The organism is Nocardia sp. NPDC051787 (genome assembly GCF_040681325.1).
Taxonomy (GTDB): domain Bacteria; phylum Actinomycetota; class Actinomycetes; order Mycobacteriales; family Mycobacteriaceae; genus Nocardia.
On the sequence record NZ_JBFAYO010000039.1, the window covers coordinates 26,676 to 50,785 of the forward strand.

Here is a 24,110-nt window from a genome sequence, read left to right on the forward strand (position 1 = left end):
ATGCGGTCCTCGCGCCGAAGGTGCACGGCGTGCGGCATCTGACCCGCGTGCTGCCGGAGGCCCGGCTGACGGTGTTGTTCTCCTCGGTCTCCGCAGTTCTCGGGAATCCGGGGCAGGCGGACTACGCGGCGGCCAACCGCTATCTCGACGTCTTCGCCGAACAGCGTGACCATGCCGGTACCAGGACGGTCAGCGTCAACTGGCCGCTGTGGGCCGAGGGCGGCATGCATCCGCCCGCCGAACAGATCGCCGGGCTGCGGCGGGCCGGGATCGGACTGCTACCTACCACGACCGGGCTCGACCTGCTGCTGTCGTGCGCCGCGCTGGACCGTGCCCAACTCGCCGCGGTCTGGGGCGACCCAGAAGTCCTGCGTGCCCGGTTGCGTCCGGCCGCCTCGCGGGCAAGCACCGCCGAGTCGGTAACCGCCGGCGAGTCGGTAACCGCCGGCGAGCAACCTGCCCCGGCCAGGCCGGTCGGCGTCGAGGAGCCGATCGCGATCGTCGGTGTCAGCGGACGCTACCCGGACGCCGACGACATCGACGAGTTCTGGCGCAATCTGCGCGACGGCCACGACGCGGTCGGCCCTGTCCCCGCGGAACGCTGGTGGCTCACCGCCGCACGAGACGCCCCTGGCGCGCCGCCGATGACCGGCGCCTTCCTGCACGACGTAGGCGGTTTCGATCCCCAGTTCTTCCGCATTCCCCCCGTGCAGGCGCCACTGCTGGATCCGCAGGAGCGGTTGTTTCTGCAACAGGCGTATGCCGCACTGGAGCATGCGGGCTACCACCACACCGATCCCACCGTACGGAATCGGCGCGTCGGTGTATTCGTCGGCGCCACCTGGAGCGACTACCGACTGCTGGGGGTGGCGGCCACCCGTGACGGCGATCCGGTCGCGGTGGCCTCGATTCCGTCATCGATCGCCAACCGCACCTCCTACACCCTCGGCCTGCGCGGACCGAGTCTCACCGTGGACACCGCCTGCTCGGCATCGCTGACCGCCCTGCACCTGGCGCGGCGCAGCATGCTGGATGGCGAATGCGACGCCGCGATCGTCGGCGGCGTGAATCTGCTGCTGCACGAGGACAAGTTCCTCCTGCTGAGCAGCCTTGGCATGATGTCCGGCAGCGGCCGCTGCAGGCCGTTCGCCGCGAGCGCCGACGGCTACGTCCCGGGTGAAGGCGTCGGCGCGCTGTATTTGAAGCCGCTGTCCGCCGCTCGCGCGGACGGCGACACCATCCACGGACTGATCCTGGGCAGCGCCGTCAATCACGGCGGCCAGACGTCCGGATACAGCGTGCCGCACCCCGGCGCGCAGGCCGAGGTGATCACCGAGGCGCTGCGTGCGGCGGGTGTCGATCCGGCGGTGATCGACTACCTGGAGGCGCACGGCACCGGGACACCGCTCGGCGATCCGATCGAAATCGCCGGTCTGGCCGCCGCATTCGGCCGATCCGATGGAACCGGTCGCTCCCGCGCGCTCGGCTCGACCAAATCGAACATCGGCCACCTAGAAGCGGCCGCCGGGGTCGCGGGGCTGACCCGAGTGCTACTGCAGATGCGGCACGGGATGATCGCGCCGACACTGCATGCGGCACAGGTCAACCCGGCCATCGCGTTCAACTCTGTGCCGTTCCATCTACCGCGCGAACTGCAGGACTGGCCGCGGCGCACGGTCGACGGCGGCACCGTACCGCGGCATGCCGGTGTCAGCGCGTTCGGTGCGGGCGGCGCCAATGCCCATGTGGTGCTCGCCGAATTCGTCGATGACCGAGCACGATCCAGGGTGCCGGGTGGGCCGGAGGTCTTCGTGCTGTCGGCGCGCACAGCGGCCCAGCTGCACCGCTACGGCGAGAGCATGGCGCGGCACTTCCGTGCCCTGGACCCCGCCGATTTCGCCGACGCGGTGCGCACTTTGCAGGTGGGCAGGCCCGCCCTCAGGCACCGGATGGCGGTGGTCGCGTCGTCGCCGGTCGCGGTGGCCGACGCGCTCGACCAGTTCCGCACCGATCAGCGGGGTCCGGTGGTGACCGGCACAGTGGACGCGCAGACCCGTCCGCTGTTCGGCCCACCGGCAAGCGATCAGGACCTGGCCCGTCAGTGGGTCGCGGGCGCCGACATCGACTGGCGTGACCGCGGCGGCCCCGAACGACGAATCCCATTGCCCGGCTATCCCTTCGACCGCACCGGCTACTGGATCATCACGCCGCCGCGCTCCGGGTTCGACGCCGCGGCGGCACAGTTCGAGGCGGCGGCCCGGCCCGCGGGCATCGTGGAGCCCGGCAAGCCCGAGCTCGGCCGCTACGCGGCGATGCTGCTGTTCGCCACGCTCGCCGGGATGGGTCTCACGCCAGGGGAGTGGACCGCCGAGTCGCTGGACGCGGCGCTGGGCGTGCGACCCGAATTCGCGCGATTGCGCACCAGCTGTCTGGACATCCTGCTGCGGCACGGGCTCGTCCGGTCGCAGCAGGGCACCATCGTGGTGCCCGGCCCGCCGCCCGGTACCAGCGGCATGCGCGCCGACCTGCTCGCGCGCTTCCCGGAATCCGAGGCATATGTGACGCTGCTGGACGCCTGCCTGGCCGCGTATCCCCGCGTGCTGCGCGGGGAGCTGTCCGCCACGGAGGTGCTGTTCCCTGGTGGCGCCTTGGAGCTGGTCGGCGCGATCTATCGGGGCAACGCCGCCTACGATTTCACCAACGGCCTGCTCGCCGAGCTGGTGTCGGCCCTCGCGCAGCAGCGCGGCACCGCGCGCCGCTTGCGGATTGTCGAGATCGGCGCGGGCACCGGCGGTTCCACGCACGCGGTGCTCGCGGCACTGGCCGACCGCGGGATGGCATACGAGTACCACTACACCGACGTCTCGCACAGTTTCGTCGCGCACGGACGACGCACCTTCGGCACGCATCCGAACCTGCGTTTCGCCGTGCTGGACATCGAGACCGATCCGGTCGCGCAAGGGTTCTCCGTGGGCGACGCCGACCTCGTGGTGTGCGCCAACGTCCTGCATGCCACGCGGTCGATCGACGCGGCACTGCGGAACGCGCGACGGCTGCTGGCACCAGGCGGCGTGCTGGCGTTCACCGAGGCGACCACCGATCTGGAGGTGCTCGCACTGACCTTCGGCCTGCTGGAGGGCTGGCACGCCTACCGCGATCCCGCGGCGCGGATCCCGCACTCCCCGTTGCTGTCCGAACAGCAGTGGCGCGCCGCCCTGAGCACCGCGGGATTCTCCGGAGTCCGAGCGTGGGGTCCGGGCCTGTCCGAGGACCCGGAACCGAGCTTCCGGCTGCTGGCCGCCGTCAGCGCCGCCGCGCCCGCCGATGGCCGCCGCGAACCCGATGTCGTCCCGGAACCGGCGCAAGCCGCTGTGACCGGCGCATCGACGCAGACCGTCGACAACTCGGCGCCGGGAGCCCAGCGCATCGGCGTGGTCCCGGAACCGGCGCAGGCCTCCGCGGTCAGCGCATCCACGCAGTTCGCCGCCAACTCGGTGCCGGGAGTGGAACGCCTTGTCTCGGAACCCGCGCCGACGGCGGCGACCGCAACTGCATCGTCTGCTGCTGTCTCGGCGCTGGAAGTCGAGCTCATCGGCCTCGTCGCCGACGGACTCGGCGTCGCGCGCTCCGGGGTGCGCGCGGAGTTGCCGCTGTCGGAGCACGGCGTCGACTCGATCCTCGCGGTGAAGATCATCGACCGCGTCAACACCCGATACGGCCTGGCGCTGCGCCCGACAGTGGTGTTCGACCATCCCTCCGTGCGGCTGCTCAGTAGGCATATGGCCGAAATCGGCGCGACGGCGACCAGCACACCGACGACTCAACCGACCGACAGTGCCCCCAGCCGAATGTCTTCGGCGTCCCGCCCATCGGCATCCAGCGCCCAGACCGTCGGCGCGCCGACCGAGGGGCCGAGCGAAAGGTCAACATCCATGGACATTGCCATCATCGGCATGTCCGGCGAGTTCCCGGGCGCAGCGAATCTCGCCGAGTTCTGGCGCAACCTCGCCGCCGGACACGACTCCGTGACCGAAGTACCGGCTTCTCGCTGGCCGGTCGCCGACTACTTCCAGCCGGGACCGGCGGCGCCGGGCAAGACCTACTCCAAGTGGGGCGGGTTCCTCGACGGCGTCGAGGAGTTCGATCCGGCGTTCTTCGACCTGGTGCCGGCCGAGGCCGACTACATGGACCCGCAGCAGCGATTATTCCTCGAACACAGCCAGCTCGCGCTGGAGGACGCCGCTATCGACCCGAAGTCGTTGCGGCGCAAGCGATGCGGCGTGTTCGCCGGGTCGCCCGGGTCGGACTACGCGACCCTGCTGCGCAACCGCGACACGGTCGGCTCGCATCACATGTTCACCGGCAACAGCCCGGCTATCCTGCCCGCCCGGGTGGCCTACCATCTGGATCTCACCGGTCCGTGCCTGGGGCTGGACACCGCGTGTTCCTCGGCGCTGGTCGCGCTGCACCAAGCCTGCCGCAGCCTCGCCTCGGGCGAATCCGAGCTCGCGCTCGCCGGTGGTGTCGCGGTCTTCGTGACACCCGAATACCACCTGCTGGCCTCCTCGATGGGCATGCTGTCGGCGCACGGCCGATGCGCGAGCTTCGACGCCGACGCCGACGGTTTCGTCATCGCCGAGGGCGCCGGGGTGGTGGTGCTCAAGCCGCTGGCTGCCGCCGAACGCGACGGCGACCCGATTCACGGCGTGATCCGCGGCATCGGAGTGAACCACGACGGCCGCACCAACGGCATCACCGCACCGAGCATGCGCTCGCAGACCGAACTGGAACTCGCGGTCTATCGCGCGGGCGGAATCGACCCATCCACCATTGGTTATGTCGAAACCCACGGCACCGGAACACGATTGGGCGACCCGATCGAGATCGAAGCGCTCACCGCGGCCTTCCGCCACTACACCGACGCGGTCGCCGCCATCCCGGTGGGCTCGGTGAAATCGAACATCGGGCACGCCTCGCACGCGGCCGGGATGGCGAGCTTGTTCAAGGTGTTGCTGGCCATGCGCGCCGGACAGCTGCCGCCCTCGCTGCACGTCGCCTCGGTGAACCCGCTGCTCGGCCTGGACGAGTCACCGTTCTTCGTCAACACCGCACTGCGTGAGTGGAGCGGGCCGCGCCGCGCCGCGATCAGTTCCTTCGGTTTCAGCGGCACCAATGCGCACCTGGTGGTCGATGCCGCGCCGATCGCCGGCGCAATCCGGCCGCACGTGCCGGGCGGTCCACAGCTGATCGTGCTCTCCGCACGCAGCGCGACGAGCCTGACCCGGATGGCGCGGACACTGCGCAGGCATCTGGCCGCGAATCCGGACCTGGTGCCCGCAGACATCGCGCGGACGCTCGCGCACGGGCGCAGCGGATTCGAGCACCGGCTCGCGATCGTCGCGGACTCCGTGGACGCCATCGCCGCCCGGCTTGCCGCGTTCGCCGAAGGCGACCGCCCCGCAGGCGTTTTCACCGGCGTCACCGACAGCGTGACGGATCACAGCGGCGCGCCGGTGCTGGATGATCCGGTGGCGGCGGCACGGCAGTGGGTGGAGGGCGCGCACGTCGAATACGCGGGCTGGGGCGACCCGGCGGCGCGGCGTATCCACCTGCCCGGCTATGAGTTCGACCGTGAACGGTGCTGGGTGCCGGACGAGAGCAGTGCGCCTTCGTCCACACCGGCCACCGGCCTCCCGCAAGCGTCCTCAACGGCGCAGGTAGCGGCAGCGCCCCGAACAGTGGCGGCAGCCGAGGGAGTCGCGGTGTCCAACACCGCCGACGCGCCGACTGCCCCCGCGCCAGGGGCTGTATCGGCGCCTGGCTCCATAGCACGCCAGGATGGAGCCGTTGCCGATCGTGTCCCGAACCGAGCGACACTCGCAGCTCGGGTCATCGCTACACCTGACGATATCGGCACGCCACCAGACGCCGCGTCCGCACCGCACGTGCCTGCGACGTCACACACAGAGGCCGCATCCACCGTGCCGTTGTGGCGCAACGCGGAGACCTATCTGAAGGATCTGCTCGCCGAGTACTGCCGACTGGCCCCGGAGCGGATCCGGACCCGTATCCCGTTGCAGGACTACGGCATCGACTCCGTGCTGATCAGCAAAATGAACGACCGGCTGGTAGCCGACTTCGGGCCGCTGCCGAGCACCCTGTTCTTCGAGTACCAGACAGTGCGAGACCTCGCGGGCTATCTCGCTGACGAGCACGCGCCACGACTGGCCGCGCTGACCTCCGGCCCCGAGTCGGCGGCGACGTTCGACAGCGCACCGGCTCCAATCCACGTCATGGCGGGCTCAGCACACCAGGACATGGCCCACGACGCACCGAACCCGGGCAATACAGTGCCCGCCGATCCGGCAGCCGCGGCGTTGCACAGCGCACCGGTCCCCGCGCACATGATGGCCGCCGAACCCGCAGGCAGGGGTGCGTCCCACAACGCACCGCACCTGACGCGTGTGGTGGCCGACGGCCCGGCGGATACCCCCCTGTCCCACGGAGAGCCGGGCCCGGACCGTTCGGTGGCAGCCGAGCGCGCAGGACTCGACCCGGCGCCCGCTCCGGCGACCGCGTCCGCCCAGCGGCCCACCGCTGACGATTCCGACGACGACATCGCTGTCATCGGCATGGCGGGGCGATTCCCGATGGCGGGCGACATCGAGGAGTTCTGGGCAAACCTGGTCGCCGGACGCGACTGCATCGTCGAGGTTCCGCCGCAGCGATGGGATCACAGCGAATACCTCTCCGACGATCCCGACGAGCCGGGGACCACCTACGCGCGCTGGGGCGGGTTCCTCGACGACGTGGACAAATTCGACGCCCGTTTCTTCGGCATCACGCCCAAGGACGCCGAGGAGATGGACCCGCAGCAGCGCTTGTTCCTCGAAACATCCTGGGCGGCACTGGAAGACGCGGGTTACACGCCGGATCGCGTGCGTGCCAGCGCCGCGTCCCGTGGTCTGCTCGATGCCGGAGTGTTCGCCGGGGTGGGCTATGCCGAGTACCAGGCCTTCGTCGGCGTGCCGATTTCCGGGTATTTCGCGGTGGCGAACCGGGTTTCGTATCACTTCGGTTTCAGCGGTCCCAGCCTGGCGGTGGATACGGCGTGCTCGGCATCGCTGACCGCGCTGCACCTGGCGTGTGCGAGCCTGCGCCGCGGCGAGGCGGCATATGCGCTGGCGGGTGGGGTCAACGTGTCGATCCATCCCGGGAAGTACCTGCTGCTCGGCTATGGACGCTGGGCTTCCACCGACGGACGCTGCCGGTCGTTCGGCGCGGGCGGCGACGGCTATGTGCCGGGTGAGGGCGTGGTCACCCTGGTGCTCAAACCATTGCGGCATGCGCGCGCTGACGGCGACCGCGTCTACGGCGTCATCCGGGGTAGCGCGATCAATCACGGCGGACGCACCAACGGTTTCACGGTGCCCAATCCCGCGGCCCAAGCCGATCTGATCGGCCGGGCGCTCACCGCCGCGCGCGTCGAACCGGGCGACATCGGCTACGTAGAGGCGCACGGCACCGGCACCGCGCTGGGCGATCCCATCGAGATCGCGGCGCTGACCAAGGCCTATCGCCGCTCCACGACCGAACGCGGTTACTGCGGCATCGGTTCGGCGAAATCCAGTGTCGGACATCTGGAGGCCGCCGCGGGGGCCGCGGGCGTGGTGAAAGCGCTGCTGCAACTGCGGCACGACACCATGGCGCCGAACTTGCACAGCGATCCGCCGAACCCGGGGATCGACTTCGCGGCCACACCGTTCCGGATCATCGACCAGCCCACGGCTTGGCCGCGCCCCGACGATGGGCAGCCCCGCATCACCGCAATCAGCTCATTCGGCGCGGGTGGCTCGAACGCCCACGTCATCCTCGCCGACGCCGAGCCGATCGCATCGACTTCCGAGGACGGGCAGCCCAGAATCATCGTGCTGTCGGCCCGCGCCGCCGACCGGCTGTCGGAGCTGGCCACCCGCATGGCCCGGCGGCTGCGCGAGCATCCCGTGCCGCTGCCGGACGTGGCGTGGACGCTGGCCGTCGGCCGCACCGCATTCCAACATCGGCTCGCGGTGGTGGCCGCTTCCACGGCCGAACTCGTGGAGTTGCTCTACAGCGCGGCGACGTCGGGCACGCCCGCGCCGGCCGAAGGCATGCTGATCTTCCGCGGCGTCGCCCGCACCCACCGCGAGCTCGATGAACTGCCCGGCGAATCGGACGCCGAGCGCGCGGAAGTCCGCGCGCTGTTGCGCTCGGGGAATCTGCCTCGTGTCGCCGAGCTGTGGGCGGGCGGATGGACCGTGGACTGGGAACAGGGCTACGAGCGGCCGTTCGGTCGGATCGTGAGCCTGCCCGGCTACCCGTTCGCGCGGCGCAGGTACTGGATCGTGCCCGAGGACTACCGCCGGCGCAGCCATCCGGCGGCCCCGCAGCTGGTCGCGAAGACGGTGGTCGCGCACGAGACCGACCCGTCCGATGCCGGGCGACGCAACGGTCACTCCACGAACGGCACTGCGACCCAAGACATGCTGCATGCCGATCCGACCGCCCCGGAACCGGTCGAAGCGGATATGGCCACCACACCGAGCACGATCACTGAACCGGCTCGAGACACTGAACCGGCCAGGATCACGGACCCGGCTGCGGTCACCGCGTCGAATGGGCACACCGAACCGGTTGGGGTCGTCGAACCGGCCGGGATCACCGCGCCGCGTCCGGTCACCGCCGAACCAGCGAGCGACGGTTCCGACACCGCACTGCGCGATCAGCTCAGCGAACAGATCCGCGACATCTTCGCCGATCTCACCAAGACCGACCCCGCAGAACTGGACCTCGACGCGGAGTTCGCCGACTTCGGATTCGACTCCGTGGCCACCGTCCGGATGCTCAACCGGCTGATGAAGCACTACGACGTCAAGATTCCGGCGGAATCGACCGAGCTGTATCCGACTATCGCGTCGCTGGCGGAATACCTTGTCGCCGAGGGCATCATCACCGCAGGTGCGCAGGCCGACGCCCCGCGCGCTACCGAAACCGCGGCCGCCGCCGGAACACAGCAGCACATCCCGCCCGTGACCATGGACGCCCCGATTCCGGTGCGCTCGGTCTTCATCACCGGCGTGACCGGCGTGCTGGGCGGCAAAATGCTGCACGATCTGCTCTCCGATACCGACGTGCGGGTGACCTGCCTGGTGCGCGGCAAGACGGTGGACGCGGCCGAACGCAGGATCAAGCACTTCCTCGGCACCTACGATCCGGACGGCACCCTCGACCAGGCGTTCGCGGAGCGGGTGACGACGGTGCTCGGCGACGTCTCCAGCGAACGTCTGGGTCTGGACGAGGCGACCTGGGGCCGCCTCGCCGACGAGGTCGACCTGACCATCCACGCCGCAGGCCGCACCACGCTGGTCACCTTCTACGACGCGCTCGCCCCGATCAATGTCGAAGGCACCCGGCGCGCGGTGGAATTCGCGCTGCGCTCGCGCGGCAAGTACCTGGTGTACGTGTCGAGCTTCAGCGTGCTGGGCGATCGGCTCAACTTCAACAACCCGCCGTTCACCGAGCGCGATCTGGAGCTGGGTCAGGGCTACGACCATCTGCCCTATCAGCAGACCAAGTACGAGTCCGAGAAGCTGATCCGGGCGGCGAGCGAGCGCGGACTGCTCTGGGACATCGTGCGGCCGGGCAACATCATGGGCGACAGCCGCACCGGCCGGTACCCGTTCTCCGAGGTCAGCGTCAAAGGCGCGTACTACGACATCCTCAAGACGATGATCGAGACCGGCGAGACGATGCTGACGCCGGTGCACTGGGACATCAGCCCGGTCGACTACGTCAGCGCCGCGATCGTGCACATCGCCGTGCGCAGGCCCACCTACCGGGAGACCTACCACCTGACCAACCCGGACATCCGCCGCTACTACGACGTGGTCCGCTACGTGCAACGCGCCGGATACGAGGTGAGTCTGGTGCCGCTGGAGGAATTCCACCGCAGGGCCACCGACCGGCAGATCTACCGGCTCGGCACCGACGAGGTCTACGACAGCCAGACCCTGGAGATGTTCAAGTACGGCATCGAGCTGTTCGGCACCATCCACTACGAGGAGAGCTCGTACGCCGACTGCGCCTACACCCGGCGGGTCCTGGGCGCGGCCGGCATCGACTGCCCGCCGACGGAGGACCTGGTGCGGGTCTACCTGGAGCACTGCGCCGAGATCGGTTACCTCCCCGCGCCACGCACCGCCGACTCGAGCGCGGAGGTGCTGCGATGAGCGCTGATCCTTCTTCCGGCATGGACGGGACCCTCCATGGTCACGCTCCGCTACCGCCTCCGGGCGTGACCGCCCATGCCGCGTGCACCATCGTGTTCCCGGGGCAGGGTGCCCAGCGGACCGGGATGGGCGCGGACTTCTACGCCGAGTTCCCGCTCGCGCGAGACACCTTCGCCGAAGCAAGTGCCGCGGTCGGTGAGGATCTGCTGCGGATCTGCGCCGAGCGGGATCCGCGGCTGCACCGCACGGAGTACACCCAGCCGTGCGTGCTGACCATGGAGATCGCCGCCTACCGGGTGCTGGTGGCCGAATACGGTGTGCGACCGGTCGCCTTCGGCGGGCACAGTCTCGGGGAGTACGCCGCGCTCGTCGCGGCGGGCGTCTTCGAGCTCGCCGACGGGGTGCGGCTGGTGCGTACCCGCGGGGCGCTCATGCAGCGCGCGGTACGCGAGAGCGAGGGCGCGATGGCCGCGCTGATCATGCCGGGCATCGCCGACTCCGAGGTGGCCGAACTGGTGGCCGCGGCGGGCGCGGAAGTGGCCAACGACAATTCGACCGATCAGCTCGTCATCAGTGGCGCGGGCGACGCCGTGGCCGCCGCCCGCGCGGTCCTCGCCGAACGTCTTCCGGAGTTGCGATTCGTCCCGCTGCGGGTGAGCGCGCCGTTCCATTCCCGGTGGATGCGGGGGATCGAGGCCGAGTTCGCCGAGCATCTCGCCGCCTGCGCGCCCCGCACGCGCGCCGACCGCGCGGTGGCGGTGACCTCCAACTACACCGGAGAGTTCCACCTGCCCGAGACGCTCGCCGAGCATCTGGTCCGTCAGATCTCCGCGCCGGTGCGCTGGACCGACAACATGCGCGCACTGCTGCGCTCCGGCACGCACCGGTACGAGATCGGTCCGTCGGCGCCGCTGTCGAAGTTCTTCGCGACGCTGGGCGCGCCGGTGACCCGTATCGCCACGGTGGGCGATCTGCGCGCCCTACCAATCCAGGCAAGCACCCAGAGCGAACATGCGAAAAGTGCTGCGGTGACTATTCTTTCGGCAACCGCCACGCAGACGGGCACAGAACGAGCGCGAGCCGCGGCCGAACCAGCGCGAGCGACGCCGCCCGCAGGCGAGACGGGTGTGCTGACCATCCACCGCCGGACCGCGGGCACGCCGAGCCTGCGGTTGTTCTGCTGGCCGTTCGCGGGCGGCAAGGCCGCCGCCTACACTCCGTGGCGGCGCCAGCTGCCCGACTGGGTCGAGCTGTGCACTATCGAGCTGCCCGCCCGGCAACGGCATCTGGCGCAGACGCCGATCCGCCGCTTCACCGATCTGGTCGACGCCTCGCTGGCGCAGGTCCTTCCGCTGACCGATCTGCCGTTCGCCTTCTTCGGCCACAGTCTCGGCGCGTTGACCGCCTACGAGGTAGCGCGCGGGCTTCCCGCCGGGGTCGAACCGCGGGCGCTGTTTCTCGGCGGCGTGGCGGCGCCCCACCTGCCCCGGCCTGGACGTCTGTCGGGCCTGCCGGATCACGAATTCATCGCCGCGGTCGGCCATTACGGCGGCATTCCGCCGGAGGTGCGTGACACCCCCGAGGTGATGGCGTTGTTCCTGCCCGCGCTGCGCAGCGACTTCGAGGTCTTCGACGACTACCGATTCGCGCCCGCCGCCGCGCCGTCGTGCCCGGCTCACCTGTTCGGCGGTCGCGAGGACCGCCAGGTGGCGACCACCCAGCTCGAGGCCTGGCGCGACGTCCTGCCGGGACTGCGCTCCACCGAGCTGCTGCCCGGTGGCCATTTCTTCCTCGTCGAGCACCGCGAGGCGTTGCTCGGCTCTCTCGCGGACAAGCTCACCGCTGTTCGCCCCGACGTAGTACCCGCTTGATGAAGGGATGCAGTAATGAAGGTCGAAGTTCTCACTCCGTCGTGCAATCTCGACACCGTCCGCGATGGGCGCGGCGGCATATTCACCTGGGTACCCCCGGAGCCCCTGCTGGAGTTCAACCTGATCTACATGCACCCGGGCAAGGTGCGCGGCTTGCACTACCACCCGCACTTCGTCGAGTACCTGCTGTTCGTCGAGGGCAACGGCGTGCTGGTGACCAAGGACGACCACGAGGATCCGGACTGCCCGGAGGAGTTCATCCACGTGTCCAAGGGCATCTGCACGCGCACCCCGATCGGGGTGATGCACACGGTGTACTCCATCACGCCGCTGACCTTCATCGCGATGCTGACCAAGCCGTGGGACGAGTGCGACCCGCCGATCGTCCAGGTAGCGCCGCTGCCGCACACCTTGGAAGGCAACCAGGCATGAGCGGTCACGCCCGGAGGCATCCCCTGGAGGGCACAGCATGAGCATGCGCGTGGCCGTGGTCGGCGCCGCGGGCTATGTCGGCGCCGCGCTGACCGAGGCGCTCGGCAAGCGGACCCGGTGGGAGGTGGTCCCGGTGGTGCGCGCCGACCACGAACACCACCGCACCGCCGGCCGCTACGACGTGCTGATCAACGCCGCCTGCCCGTCGAAACGGTTCTGGGCCGAGCACAATCCGGACGTCGACCACGCGGAGACGGTGGACAAGACACGCCTGCTGCGCGAACGCTGGTGCTGGGACCGGTTCGTGCAGATCAGCAGCATTTCCGCGCGCACCCAACTGGACACGGTGTACGGGCGTCATCGCGCGGAGGCCGAGCAATTGTGTTCCGGTGCCGACACTTTCGTCGTCCGGCTGGGACCGATGTACGGCGGCGACTACCGCAAGGGCGTGCTCGCCGACATGGCCGCCGACCGCCCGGTGTTCGCCAGTGGCCGCTCGCGGCAGAGCTTCGCGCCGGTGGACTGGTGCGCGGGCTGGATCGCCGAACGTCTCGGCGACACCGGCCTGCGTGAGGTGGGTGCGCGCACCACCGTGACACTGGCCGAGGTGCGCGATGCGGTGGGCTCGCGCTCGGAGTTCGCCAAAGACTATGTCGACGACCAGTTCCCGGTCACCGCCACCGGCTCCGATTGGCCGGAGGCGGCGGCGGTGATCGACTGGCTGGCCGGGAGGGTCACCGGTGCGCGAGCGAGCTGATGCGATGACGGCTGGGCCGGAAGTACTTCTCCGCGCACAGCACCAGCAGGAAACGCACGCTGGTCGCCACGTCGCGGGTGCGCATCTTCGACGCGCCGGCGGTGCGGTTGAGCACGTGAATGGGCACCTGCTCGATCCGGAAACCGTTGGCGTTGAGGATGTAGAGGCTTTCGAAGAAGAACGAGTACCCGGTCGATCGAACCTTATCGAAAGCATCTACCGGAACCCTGTCCAGACGGTAGTATCGGAACGCACCGGTGGCATCGTAGGGCATCCGCAGCAGGGTCACGGTGAGAAAATGCCCGACCCGGGTGAGGATCTTGCGAAAAGGAGTCCAGTCGGCCAGGCTGTCCTCTTTCAGATATCGCGAGCCGACGACGATGTCGAAACCGTCGGCGGCGGCACGCAATGCCGGAAGATACGACGGCGGATGCGCGAAGTCGGAATCCATCGTGATGATGTTCTGATACCCCTGCGCATAAGCCCAGCGGATACCGGCCTGATGGGCGGAGCCGACGCCTTGACGACCGGCCCTGTGCAGCACGTGCATTCGGGGCGCGTGCTGTCGTACCAGCTCATCGAGCAGGTCACCGGTGCCGTCGGGGGAGTTGTCGTCGACGAACAGGACATCGAAATCAGTGCCCTGTTCCAAGATCTGAGCGAGCAACGGCCCGACGTTGCGACGCTCATTGTATGTCGGAATCATGACCAGAGTTTTTTCGGAGGCCGCGCTCATGCGATCGAATTTTAGTACCGGCGGCGACCGAAAGATAGGTGTTGCCGCCATTTTCGAGACCCGTTAGTCTCAGGGTTGGAGGTTTGATGAGAAAAGCTTTGATAACCGGCATCACCGGCCAGGACGGGTCTTATCTGACGGAATTCCTGCTGCAGCAGGGATATGAGGTGCACGGAATTATCCGGCGTGCGTCGAATTTCAATACCGACCGCATCGATCACCTGTATTCCGATACGCATTCACAGCGCCGGTTATTCCTGCACTACGGGGATCTCATGGACTCCAGCAGCCTCAACCGCATTCTGGAGGACGTGCGCCCGGCGGAGATCTACAACCTGGGTGCGCAATCGCACGTGCACATCTCGTTCCAGATCCCGGAGTTCACCGCCGAGACCAACGCGATCGGCACGCTGCGCATCCTGGACGCGATCCGCAAGACCGGCATCGCGACCAAGTTCTACCAGGCCTCGTCCTCGGAGCTGTACGGCGGCTTGCACGACGTCGCGCTGAGTGAGGACACACCGTTCCATCCGCGCTCGCCGTATGCCGTGGCGAAGCTGTACGCGTACTGGATCACGGTGAACCACCGCGAGGCCTACGGGATGTACACGGTCAACGGCACCCTGTTCAATCACGAATCACCCAGGCGCGGCGAAGTTTTCGTCACCCGCAAGGTGACCCGCGGCGCGGTGCGCATCGCGCAGGGCAAACAGGACAAGCTCTTCATCGGCAACCTGGACGCCCGCCGTGACTGGGGGTACGCCAAGGAGTATGTCGAGGCGATGTGGCTGATGCTGCAGCAGCCAGAACCCGACGACTACGTGATCGCCACCGGCGAGACACACAGCGTGCGTGAGCTGTGCGAAACGGCGTTCTCCGCCACCGGAGCCGAATTGGTATGGGAGGGTACAGGTCTCGACGAGAAGGGGATCGATCGGCGTACCTCCAGGGTGCTGGTGGAGGTCGATCCGACCTACTTCCGGCCCGCCGAGGTGCATCACCTCACCGGTGACCCGACCAAGGCGAAGAAGAAGCTCGGGTGGGAGCCCCGCACGAGCTTCACCGAACTTGTCGAGCTGATGGTCGCCCACGATATGGAGAACGCGTGACACAAGCAGTGGCGGTGGATTGCTGCCGGGTGTGCGGGAATACCCGGCTCGAGACGATCGTCGATCTCGGCACGATGGCGTTGACCGGGGTGTTCCCGGCCACCGACCCGACCGCAGTGCCGCGCTACCCCTTGGAACTGGTGCGCTGTGTGCCTACCGGCTCCGAGGAATGCGGGCTGGTGCAGCTGCGCCATACCGCCGATTTCGACGAGATGTATTCCCCGGGTTATGGATATCGCTCCGGGCTCAACCGATCGATGATCGATCACCTGGCCCACCGGGTGGCCAGGATCCGGGAGCGCGTGGGGTTGACGCCGCAGGACCTCGTGATCGATATCGGCAGCAACGACGCGACGCTGCTGCGGTCCTACCCCGAGGGGTCGGCGACCATCGTGGGGATCGACCCGCTGGGGGAGAAGTTCCGCCGGTTCTATCCGCCGCATGTGCGGCTGGTGACCGGATACTTCACCCGCGAGCTGGTCGAATCGGTGCTGGACGGGCGGCGAGCCAAGGTGATCACCTCGATCGCCATGTTCTACGACGTGCCGAGCCCGCTGGAATTCATGCGCGCGGTGTACGACGGCCTCACCGACGACGGCATCTGGGTACTGGAACAGAGTTATCTGCCCGCGATGCTGGCCACCACCTCCTACGACACCATCTGTCACGAGCACCTCGAGTACTACACCCTCGACCAGATCGAGTGGATGGCGCGACGGTGCGGATTCGTGGTGCTCGAAGTGGAGCGCAACAGCGTCAACGGCGGCAGTTTCGCCCTCACGCTGGGCAAGCGCGGCGTCCCTTCCGCCGCCGACGTCGCCGCGCTGGATCGGATGCGTCAGGAGGAAGCCGCGCTCGGGCTGCACACCCCGCAGCCCTACGCCGACTTCGCAAAACGGGTCGAGGAGCATCGCGAGCAGGTCCGCGACTTCTTCGACCGCTCCCGCAAGGCCGGCCTGCGCACCCTCGGCTACGGCGCCTCCACCAAGGGCAACGTGGTGTTGCAGCACTGCGGCATCGGGCCGGAGGACCTGGCCTGCATCGCGGAGGTCAACGACGACAAGTTCGGCAAGTTCACCCCCGGCAGCGCAATCCCGATCGTGTCCGAGGCGCAGGCCCGCGAGCTGGCTCCCGACCAGTTCTTCGTGCTGCCCTGGCACTTCCGCACCATGATGCTCGAGCGGGAAAGCGCGTTCCGCGCGGCGGGAGGACGGCTGGTTTTCCCGCTGCCCGAACTGGACGTGGTGTGAGATGACCGTCGTCGTCACGGGCGCGGCGGGGCAGGACGGCACACTGTTGTCGGACCTGCTCACCGCGCGCGGCGAGCAGGTGCTGCGGATCGGCCGCGGCGGCCCCGTCGACGTCACCGACGCGGCGGCCGTCGATCACATGATCGCGACCGAACGCCCCCGGCAGGTGTATCTGCTGGCGGCGGTGCAACACTCCTCGCAGGACGACCACGGCGACCCCCGCGAGCTGGCGCGCGCCTCGCATCGGGTGAACACGTTGCCGGTGCAGCACTTCGCGGAAGCGATCGAGCGCCACCGCACCGGCACCCGCCTGTTCTACGCGGCCTCCTCGCACGTCTTCGGGCCCGACCGCGCGAGGGTGTGCGACGAGAACAGCGGACTGCGACCGGATTCGATCTACGGGGTGACCAAAGCGGCGGGCCTGCTGGCCTGCCGCGCCTACCGTGCCCGCGGCGTGTTCGCGGCCGCGGGAATCATGTTCAACCACGAATCGCCCTTGCGCGCGGAGAAGTTCGTCACGCGCAAGATCGTGCGTGCGGTCGCGCGGGTCCAGCGAGGCGACACCGATGTGCTCGAGGTCGGGCGGCTGGACGCCGGCGCCGACTGGGGGTACGCGCCGGACTACGTCGAGGCCATGACCCGGATTCTGGCCCTCGACGAGCCGGACGAGTTCGTCGTCGCCACCGGCGAACACAACACGGTCGCGCAGTTCTGCGCGGCCGCGTTCGGCATGGCCGGACTGGACTGGAAAGACCGTGTCCGCGAACGCACCTCGGTGCTCACCCGCAGCAGGCAACCGCTGGTGGGTGACGCGGCGAAGCTGCGCCAGCGGACCGGGTGGCGTCCATCGGTGGATTTCCGCGGCATGGTCCGGGCCATGCTCGTCGCCGAGGGCGTGCACCTGGTGGAGGAATCGAGGCCGGTGCGCACCGGCGGAACGGATGGATGATGTGAACCTGAACGACGAGAATGTCCTCGCCGCCCACCTGATCGCGATCGCCGACGGCGTCTACGAGGAGACCGCCGCGCGCATCGGCGAGATCGGCATCGAGACGGTCGCCGAGGCGGTGCTCGAGGAGATCGCCTGGCGCGCGGGTCACGGCACCCGCCCCGGGCAGCCGGTCACCGCGGTGTTCGAGCTGACATATGAGGGCAAGCAACTGGACTATTTGGTCACCCTCGGCGCCGACGACCCCGCGATCGGTCCCGGCACCGTGGAAGATCCGTGGCTGGTGGTGCGCCAGGATCTGGTGGAGCTGCTGCGCGCGGTCTACGGCCCGCCCGACGCCACCATCGGCACCCGCGCCATCGCGATCAAGGACGAGCCGGGGCCGGGCAGCTTCGCCCCCGACGACCCGTGGCGGCTGGCCCGCGACGCCGCCGCCGTCGCCGCCGACCGGATCGTCACCGCCTGCCGCCCCACCCACTACGACCTCAACGCGCTGTCGCTGCAGTTCGGTTCGGACAAGTGGGGCGGGCACTGGTACACCCAGCACTACGAGCGGCACTTCGCCCCGCTGCGCGACAGCCGGGTGCGGGTGCTGGAACTGGGCATCGGAGGATACACCGCGCCCGATGTCGGCGGCGCATCGCTGCGCATGTGGAAGCAGTACTTCCGCCGCGGCCTGGTGTACGGGCTGGACTACTTCGACAAGTCCGGCATCGCCGAGCCCCGGCTGCAACCACTGCAGGGCGACCAGGGCGATGCGGCGTTCCTCGACGAACTCGGCCGCTCACTCGGCCCGTTCGACATCATCATCGACGACGGCAGCCACATCAGCGGCGACGTGATCGCCTCCTTCCAGGCGCTGTTCGCACATCTGCGGCCCGGCGGGCTGTACGTGGTGGAGGACACCCAGACCTCCTACTGGTCGGGCTGGGGTGGCAGCAGCACCGGCACCAATGACCCGGCGACCACGGTCGGCTACCTGAAAACCCTCGTCGACGCCCTGCACCACCAGGAATTCGAAAAGGACTCCGGCCGCGCGGCGGGCGAGTTCGACGACTGGATCGGGGCGCTGCACTTCTACCACAACATCGTCGTCATCGAAAAGCGCCGCAACGCCGAACAATCGGCTCCATCATGGGTGCCTCGGCACACCAATCCGATGGAGTGGATGAAGCCGAAGGAGTGAATCGGATGAAGTTTCTGGTCGTGCCGGTGCCCTCGTCGGGGCATCTGCTGGCGATGGTGCCGTTCTGCTGGGCGCTGCGGCTGGCCGGTCACGAAGTGCTGGTCGCCTCGCGCAACGACGTGACGGCGACGGCGCTGCGCTCGGGATTGAACGCCGTCGAGCTGACCGCGCTGAACGTGCCGATGGACGAGCTGCGCACCACAGTGAACCCGGGCATGTTCCCCCTTCCGCTGTTCGCCGACCGTGACCAGCCCGGCGGGCAGGGCCTGTGGCAGATCGCCGCGCAGAACTGGCACAACCACGCCGGCCAGTACCTCGAGACGTTCGCCGCGGTGGCCAGGGACTGGGGCGCGGACGTGATCCTCACCGACCCGCTGGCCACCATCGGCCGCGCCCTTGGCGCGGAACTGGATCTCCCGGTGCTGGTGCACCGCTGGGGCATCGATCCCACCGGCGGCCCGTTCACCGAACGCACCGCCGCGCTGGCCGAAGAGGCGGGTACCCGGCTGGCCGACCCGGTCGCCGTACTCGACATCTGCCCGCCACGGTTGCAGGCACCGGACGCGCTGCCCAGCATCCCGGTGGGTTACGTCCCGTTCAACGGCACCGGCGCGCTGCCGCAGTGGCATCGCAACGAGCACGGCCGCAAGCGGATCGCGGTCTGCATGGGCGGCAGCACGCTGAGCCTGACCGGTCCGCGACCGCTGGAGTCGGTGCTGGCCGCGCTGGGCGAGGTGGCCGACGCCGAGGTGATCGTGGCGCTGTCGGCACACGACCGCGCCGCGGTCGGCGAGTTGCCCGACCACGTGCGGGTCGTCGAAGAGGTGCCGCTGAACCTGTTCCTGCCCGGCTGCGATCTGCTGGTGCACCACGGCGGCTCGACCACCGGCCTCACCGCGGGCTGGTTCGGCCTGCCGCAACTGGTGCTGCCGCAAATGTTCGACCAGTTCGACTACGCCCGCGGCCTGGTGCGTGTGGGCGCGGGCCTGGCCGCCGAGTCCCCGGCCGCCCAGGGCGACGTCGAAGCACTCGCCGCCTCGATCAGCACGCTGCTGAGCGAACCCCGCTTCCGGGCCGCCGCCGCGCAGATCGGCGCCGACCTGCGCGCCGTGCCCCCGGCGCGGGACGTGGCGGCGCAGGTGATTCCGCTGCTGGCCGCCGGGGCAGCGACCAGATGAGACCAGCCGCGCCGCCCCGAGCCGGGGCGGCGCGGGAACCGAAAGCCGTAGGTTGCAGATGATATCCAGGACATGGACCCGCTTCCGGGGTTCGCTCGACTACTACGCCGCGATGTACGCGGTGTTCGTAGTCGGCATCCTCATCCCCGTCGTGATGATCGTGCTCGCGCTCACCGGACTACCCGGGCCGGTCACCGCGTTACTCGGAATTCTTTGCGCGGCAGTCCTTTTCGTGCTGTTCGCGCCGACCGTCCCAGCCGAGTGGCGGGAGGTGGTGCGGAGCAAGCCGATCGTGGTGCGTGTGCTGTGGAGCGTGGCCATCCTGCTCGTCGTCGCGGTGCTGGCCCGGCTGACGCAATTCATCCTCGACGCGGACAACGTCGACGCCTCCCTGTCGGCCGACGACGACTTCCTGGTCAAGAAGACCCATCTGTCCGGCTACATCAGCGGGGCGATGATGGCCGAGCACGAACCCGGCAGCCTGTACGACCGGCACCGGTACGAATCGCCGCAGGCGGATTCGGTGTTGCCCAGTGTGGCCCCGCAGGATCGCGACGCCTACCTGTACCCGCCGCCATTCCTGCTGCTGCCGCGGTTGCTGCTGCTGTTCAGCCACGATTTCGCCACGCTGCGGGCGCTGTGGTACTCGCTGTACGTCGCGATCGTGCTGGTGGCCATGTTCGCCATCGCCCGCTGGATCGGCGGCAGGCAGGGCGCGGTGCTGGCCGCGCTGACGCCGGTGGTGTGGATCAGCCTGCCGACGCTGGCGACCCTGCAAATCGGCAACATCCACGTGCTTGTGCTCTACGTAGGCGCGGTGGGGGCCATGGTGTTGTTCCAGTTGCGGCGCAATATCTTCGGTGGTGCGGCGCTGGCGTTGGCGATCGTCGCCAAGGTGTCTCCGGCGATCCTGCTGGTCTATCTGCTCGTGCAGCGACGCTGGCGGCCCGCGGTGTGGACCGCGGCGTTCTGCGGCTTGTATTCGGCCGCGACACTGGCGATCTTCGGCTGGGAGCCATGGCGGATCTTCCTGTCCGACGGCACCTGGCAGCGGCTGGCCAGCGGTGAGTTCCACCAGTTCGTGCTGGTGGAGCGGGCCAACCAGCTGGTCAACTACTCGCCGTTCGGGCTGCCGTACAAGGCGGAGATCATCGGCTGGGACATCGGCGACCCGACCGGCCCCGCCCGCCTGATCACCAACGTCTACACCCTGCTGCTGCTGATCCTGGTGGCGGTCACCGCGGTCCGCATCCACCGCCGGGTGGCCGCGGGCGCGCAGGGTCCGCGGTTGCGCGCCGAACAGCTGGCCATCTGGCTGGCGGTGCTGACGCTGGGGTCGTTCCGCGCCCCGTTCGGTCCGTGGGTGTACATCGCCGTCGGCGCGGTGTGGATGCTCGCGGTGTACGCCGGGCTGATGCGCGGCGGCGCACGCACGGTTGCACTGCTCACCGTGGCCTGGCTGGTCGTGGCCGTCTACAACGAGAACGTCTACTTCACGCTGGTCGGACAGACGGTCATCTACGTCGCCTGCTTCGTGGTGGCCTGGCGCGCGAGCGCGGGAACCGAACCGGACCCGGCGCCGCGCACCGACGAGCCCCAGGCCGAACGGGTCGGTGCGGCATGAGGACCTACTGCATCATCGGCGCGGGCGCGGCCGGATTGGCGACCGCACGCGGATTCGCCGCGCGCGGCCTGGATTTCGAGATCCTCGAGGCCGCCGACGGCATCGGCGGGATCTGGGACGCGCGGCGGGCGGACTCGCCGGTCAGCCACAATACGCATGTCATCGCTTCCAAAGGGGTGCAGGCATTTCCGGGTTTCCCGATGCCCCCGGACTACCCCGACTACCCCGGGCACGAGCTCGTGCTGCGCTATCTGCACTCCTTCGCCGACGCGTTCGATCTGTGGCCGCGCATCCGGTTGAACACCGCGGTGCAGCGGATCGAGCCCGCGGCCGACGGATGGACGGTGACGCTGGCCGACGGATCCGAGCGCTCCTACGCGGGAGTGGTCATCGCCACCGGGCACGACCGCACCCCGCGCAGCATCGACATCCCCGGTATCAGCACCGTGCCCGTGCTGCATTCCAGCGAATACCGGCATCCCGAACAGGTGCTCGGCAAACGCGTGCTGGTGGTCGGCGCCGGCCAGTCGGCCGCCGACATCCTGGCCGACTGCGCGGTGAACGCGGCGCTGACGCTGCACAGCAGCAGACGCGGGTTCTACTGTATGCCCAAATACATGCTCGGCCGCCCGACCGACAGCATGTTGCAGGGCCGGATGTGGCGGCCGCTGCGCAAGCGGGCCTTCGAGCGGTTGTTCGGGTATCTGCGCGGCCGTTCCCGCTCGTTCGGGCTTCCGGTGCCCGACTTCGACGAGGGCATCGTCATCCCGATGCTGGGCGATCAGCTGCACCACTACTACACCCACGGCGACATCACCCCCAAACCCGATGTCACCGCGATCGATGACGACCGGGTCACCTTCGCCGACGGCACCGAGGAGAAGGTCGATCTGGTGCTGCTGGCGACCGGGTTCGTGCCGCACTATCCCGTCGTCGACCGCGCCCACCTCAACTGGGCCGAGGGCAGTCTGCGACCGAGCCTGTACCTCAACATCTTTCCGCCGCACACCCGCGACCTGTTCGTGGTCGGGATGGTGCGGCCGATCGGCTCGCACTGGGACGTCTACGAGAAGCAAGCCGACTTGGTCGCCGCGTATCTGCATGCGAAGGCAGCCGATCCGCAGCGGGTCGCGCGCTTCGACCGCGCCACGCAGGGCCGCCAACCCGACCTGTATGCCGGGCTGCGGCTCTACCATGCCGACCAGTACCCGCTGGTGGTAGAGAAACAGGACTACGTGAACCAGCTGCGCAAGCACGCCGAGCTGTTGAAGTGAAAGGTCGGATCATGAAAGCACCCGGGCCAGGGCTGGTGGAAACCGGACGCATGCTGCCGAAATTAGCGAAGGACCCGCTCGCCACGGTGGGCGAGCTGCTGGACGGCTACGGCGACGTCGTGCGGGTCAAAGCGGGCCCGATGCTGGTCTACCTCGTGGCGGACCCGGCGATGGCCGAGTACGTGCTCAAGGACAACTACACCAACTACCGCAAGAGTCCGATCTACGACGAGTTCAGCATCCTGCTCGGCGAAGGGCAGCTGACCACCAACAACCTGGAGTACTGGCGCAAGCAGCGCAAACTCATCTCACCGGCGTTCTCCCATTCGCACGTCAAGGGTTTCGCCGACGACATCACCGACAGCGCCGCGGCGATGCTCGACAGCTGGGACGCGGCCGCCGGTGAATTCCGCGACATCTATGACGACTACGTCAAGCTGCTGCTCGCGGTCACCGGCCGGATCCTGTTCAGCATCGACCTGTCCACCGGCACCACCCAGGTGACCGACGCGATGCGGGCGGCGTTCGCGTTGATCATGAAGCGGGTGAACGCGCCGGTGAAACTGCCGCAGTCCTTCCCGACCCCCGAGGCGCGGCGGGTCGCGCGCAAGGTCGGCGAACTCGACGACGTGGTACGGCATCTGATCGAGGAGCGCCGCCGCGGCGCCGACACCAGCGACGTGCTCACCGCGCTGGTGCGTGCCCGCGACGAGGGCGGCCAGGGCATGCGCGAGGAGGATCTGCTCAACGAGATCAAGACCCTGCTCGTAGCGGGCCACGAGTCCCCGGCGAACGCGCTGTCGTGGGCGTGTTACCTGCTGGCCGCGCACCCGGAGGCCCAGGAGCGGCTGGCCGAGGAGGTGCGCGCCGCGATCGGTGACCGGACCCCGACCTTCGCCGATCTGGGGCAGCTGAGCTACTGCCGCATGGTCATCGAGGAAACCATGCGCCTGTATCCGCCCGCCTGGATCGTGGAACGCACACCGATCGCCGACGACGAGATCAGCGGCTACCACGTCCCGGCCGGTGCGCGAGTCACCTTGTGCATGTACTACATTCACCGCGACAAGCGGCTGTGGGACGACCCGGAGCAGTTCCGCCCGGAGCGTTTCACCGACCGAGAAGTGGCCGAGCGGCACAAGTACGCGTTCTTCCCGTTCTCCGGTGGTCCACGCATCTGCCTCGGCAAGGACATGTCGATGACGGAGATGGTGCTGATCCTGGCTATGACGGTGCAGCGTTTCCGCCTCGAGCTCGACGGCACCCATCCGGTGGTGCCGCTGGCTTCGGTCAACCTGCGACCGGAGTTCGGCATCCGCATCCGACCGGTCCGCCGCGTCACCGAACCCGTAACGGCCTGACCGGGACCGAGTCCGGGACGGCCAGGCCGGAACCGGCTCGCCGGTCACCTGCATGTCGGCCAGTCTCTGCACCTGTGCCGGTCTTGCCGAGGCGGCGGTAGATGGTGGGGCGGGT

13 protein-coding genes (1 of these 13 only partly in view) are annotated in these 24,110 nt (G+C 68.7%); 12 read left to right on the forward strand and 1 reads right to left on the reverse strand.

Annotation, left to right across the window (positions count from 1 at the left end):
- The 4 genes in view from AB0M45_RS30050 to AB0M45_RS30065 are tightly spaced (at most 37 nt apart) and all read left to right on the forward strand, a layout consistent with a single transcriptional unit that may run on beyond the window.
- A protein-coding gene (locus AB0M45_RS30050; protein ID WP_364336131.1) for an SDR family NAD(P)-dependent oxidoreductase crosses the window boundary here: on the forward strand, window positions 1–10,268 show its 3' portion. It extends 2,566 nt beyond the left edge of the window; only the last 10,268 of its 12,834 coding nucleotides appear in the window; the start codon falls outside the window, past its left edge; it ends in the stop codon at window positions 10,266–10,268.
- Window positions 10,265–12,139 (forward strand): thioesterase domain-containing protein, encoded by a 1,875-nt coding sequence (locus AB0M45_RS30055; RefSeq protein ID WP_364336133.1) that lies wholly within the window; start codon window positions 10,265–10,267, stop codon window positions 12,137–12,139. Before AB0M45_RS30050 ends, AB0M45_RS30055 begins: the two co-directional genes overlap by 4 nt.
- 15 nt (window positions 12,140–12,154) lie before the next feature.
- Window positions 12,155–12,571, forward strand: coding sequence for a hypothetical protein (locus AB0M45_RS30060; protein ID WP_040786623.1), 417 nt, complete (start codon window positions 12,155–12,157; stop codon window positions 12,569–12,571).
- A gap of 37 nt (window positions 12,572–12,608) precedes the next feature.
- Complete coding sequence (locus AB0M45_RS30065; RefSeq protein WP_364336136.1) at window positions 12,609–13,328, forward strand: hypothetical protein; 720 nt, start codon at window positions 12,609–12,611, stop codon at window positions 13,326–13,328.
- On the opposite strand, the gene AB0M45_RS30070 is transcribed toward AB0M45_RS30065, so the two are convergent.
- Window positions 13,306–14,034, reverse strand: coding sequence for a polyprenol monophosphomannose synthase (locus AB0M45_RS30070; RefSeq protein ID WP_364336138.1), 729 nt, complete (start codon window positions 14,032–14,034; stop codon window positions 13,306–13,308). The genes AB0M45_RS30065 and AB0M45_RS30070 overlap by 23 nt on opposite strands.
- A 116-nt stretch (window positions 14,035–14,150) precedes the next feature.
- Between AB0M45_RS30070 and gmd the strand changes: the two genes are divergently transcribed.
- The 8 genes from gmd to AB0M45_RS30110 are packed head-to-tail and all read left to right on the forward strand — an operon-like array spanning window position 14,151 to window position 23,995.
- Complete coding sequence (gene gmd / locus AB0M45_RS30075; protein ID WP_364336140.1) at window positions 14,151–15,173, forward strand: GDP-mannose 4,6-dehydratase; 1,023 nt, start codon at window positions 14,151–14,153, stop codon at window positions 15,171–15,173.
- A complete protein-coding gene (locus AB0M45_RS30080) occupies window positions 15,170–16,423 on the forward strand; it encodes a class I SAM-dependent methyltransferase (RefSeq protein ID WP_364336142.1) in 1,254 nt (417 codons plus the stop codon). Before gmd ends, AB0M45_RS30080 begins: the two co-directional genes overlap by 4 nt.
- 1 nt (window position 16,424) lies before the next feature.
- Complete coding sequence (locus tag AB0M45_RS30085) at window positions 16,425–17,372, forward strand: GDP-mannose 4,6-dehydratase (protein WP_364336144.1); 948 nt, start codon at window positions 16,425–16,427, stop codon at window positions 17,370–17,372.
- 1 nt (window position 17,373) lies between these two features.
- Window positions 17,374–18,558, forward strand: a complete 1,185-nt coding sequence (locus AB0M45_RS30090; protein ID WP_364336146.1) for a class I SAM-dependent methyltransferase — start codon at window positions 17,374–17,376, stop codon at window positions 18,556–18,558.
- Between the two features lie 5 nt (window positions 18,559–18,563).
- Window positions 18,564–19,736 carry a nucleotide disphospho-sugar-binding domain-containing protein gene (locus tag AB0M45_RS30095; protein WP_364336148.1) on the forward strand — a complete coding sequence of 391 codons (1,173 nt, stop codon included), beginning with the start codon at window positions 18,564–18,566 and terminating at the stop codon, window positions 19,734–19,736.
- 58 nt (window positions 19,737–19,794) lie between these two features.
- Window positions 19,795–21,360, forward strand: a complete 1,566-nt coding sequence (locus AB0M45_RS30100) for a glycosyltransferase family 87 protein (protein ID WP_364336150.1) — start codon at window positions 19,795–19,797, stop codon at window positions 21,358–21,360.
- Window positions 21,357–22,634 (forward strand): NAD(P)/FAD-dependent oxidoreductase, encoded by a 1,278-nt coding sequence (locus tag AB0M45_RS30105; RefSeq protein WP_364336152.1) that lies wholly within the window; start codon window positions 21,357–21,359, stop codon window positions 22,632–22,634. The genes AB0M45_RS30100 and AB0M45_RS30105 overlap by 4 nt, the downstream gene beginning before the upstream one ends.
- An 11-nt stretch (window positions 22,635–22,645) precedes the next feature.
- Window positions 22,646–23,995, forward strand: coding sequence for a cytochrome P450 (locus AB0M45_RS30110; RefSeq protein ID WP_364336154.1), 1,350 nt, complete (start codon window positions 22,646–22,648; stop codon window positions 23,993–23,995).
- Window positions 23,996–24,110 lie beyond the last annotated feature (115 nt).

Excerpts from the sequence above, each read along its gene's own strand:
- AB0M45_RS30055 (WP_364336133.1), top strand. The coding sequence starts at position 10,265 with ATGAGCGCTGATCCTTCTTCCGGCATGGACGGGACCCTCCATGGTCAC.
- AB0M45_RS30060 (WP_040786623.1), top strand. The coding sequence starts at position 12,155 with ATGAAGGTCGAAGTTCTCACTCCGTCGTGCAATCTCGACACCGTCCGC.
- AB0M45_RS30065 (WP_364336136.1), top strand. The coding sequence starts at position 12,609 with ATGAGCATGCGCGTGGCCGTGGTCGGCGCCGCGGGCTATGTCGGCGCC.
- AB0M45_RS30070 (WP_364336138.1), bottom strand. The coding sequence starts at position 14,034 with ATGATTCCGACATACAATGAGCGTCGCAACGTCGGGCCGTTGCTCGCT.
- gmd (WP_364336140.1), top strand. The coding sequence starts at position 14,151 with ATGAGAAAAGCTTTGATAACCGGCATCACCGGCCAGGACGGGTCTTAT.
- AB0M45_RS30085 (WP_364336144.1), top strand. The coding sequence starts at position 16,425 with ATGACCGTCGTCGTCACGGGCGCGGCGGGGCAGGACGGCACACTGTTG.
- AB0M45_RS30095 (WP_364336148.1), top strand. The coding sequence starts at position 18,564 with ATGAAGTTTCTGGTCGTGCCGGTGCCCTCGTCGGGGCATCTGCTGGCG.
- AB0M45_RS30100 (WP_364336150.1), top strand. The coding sequence starts at position 19,795 with ATGATATCCAGGACATGGACCCGCTTCCGGGGTTCGCTCGACTACTAC.
- AB0M45_RS30105 (WP_364336152.1), top strand. The coding sequence starts at position 21,357 with ATGAGGACCTACTGCATCATCGGCGCGGGCGCGGCCGGATTGGCGACC.
- AB0M45_RS30110 (WP_364336154.1), top strand. The coding sequence starts at position 22,646 with ATGAAAGCACCCGGGCCAGGGCTGGTGGAAACCGGACGCATGCTGCCG.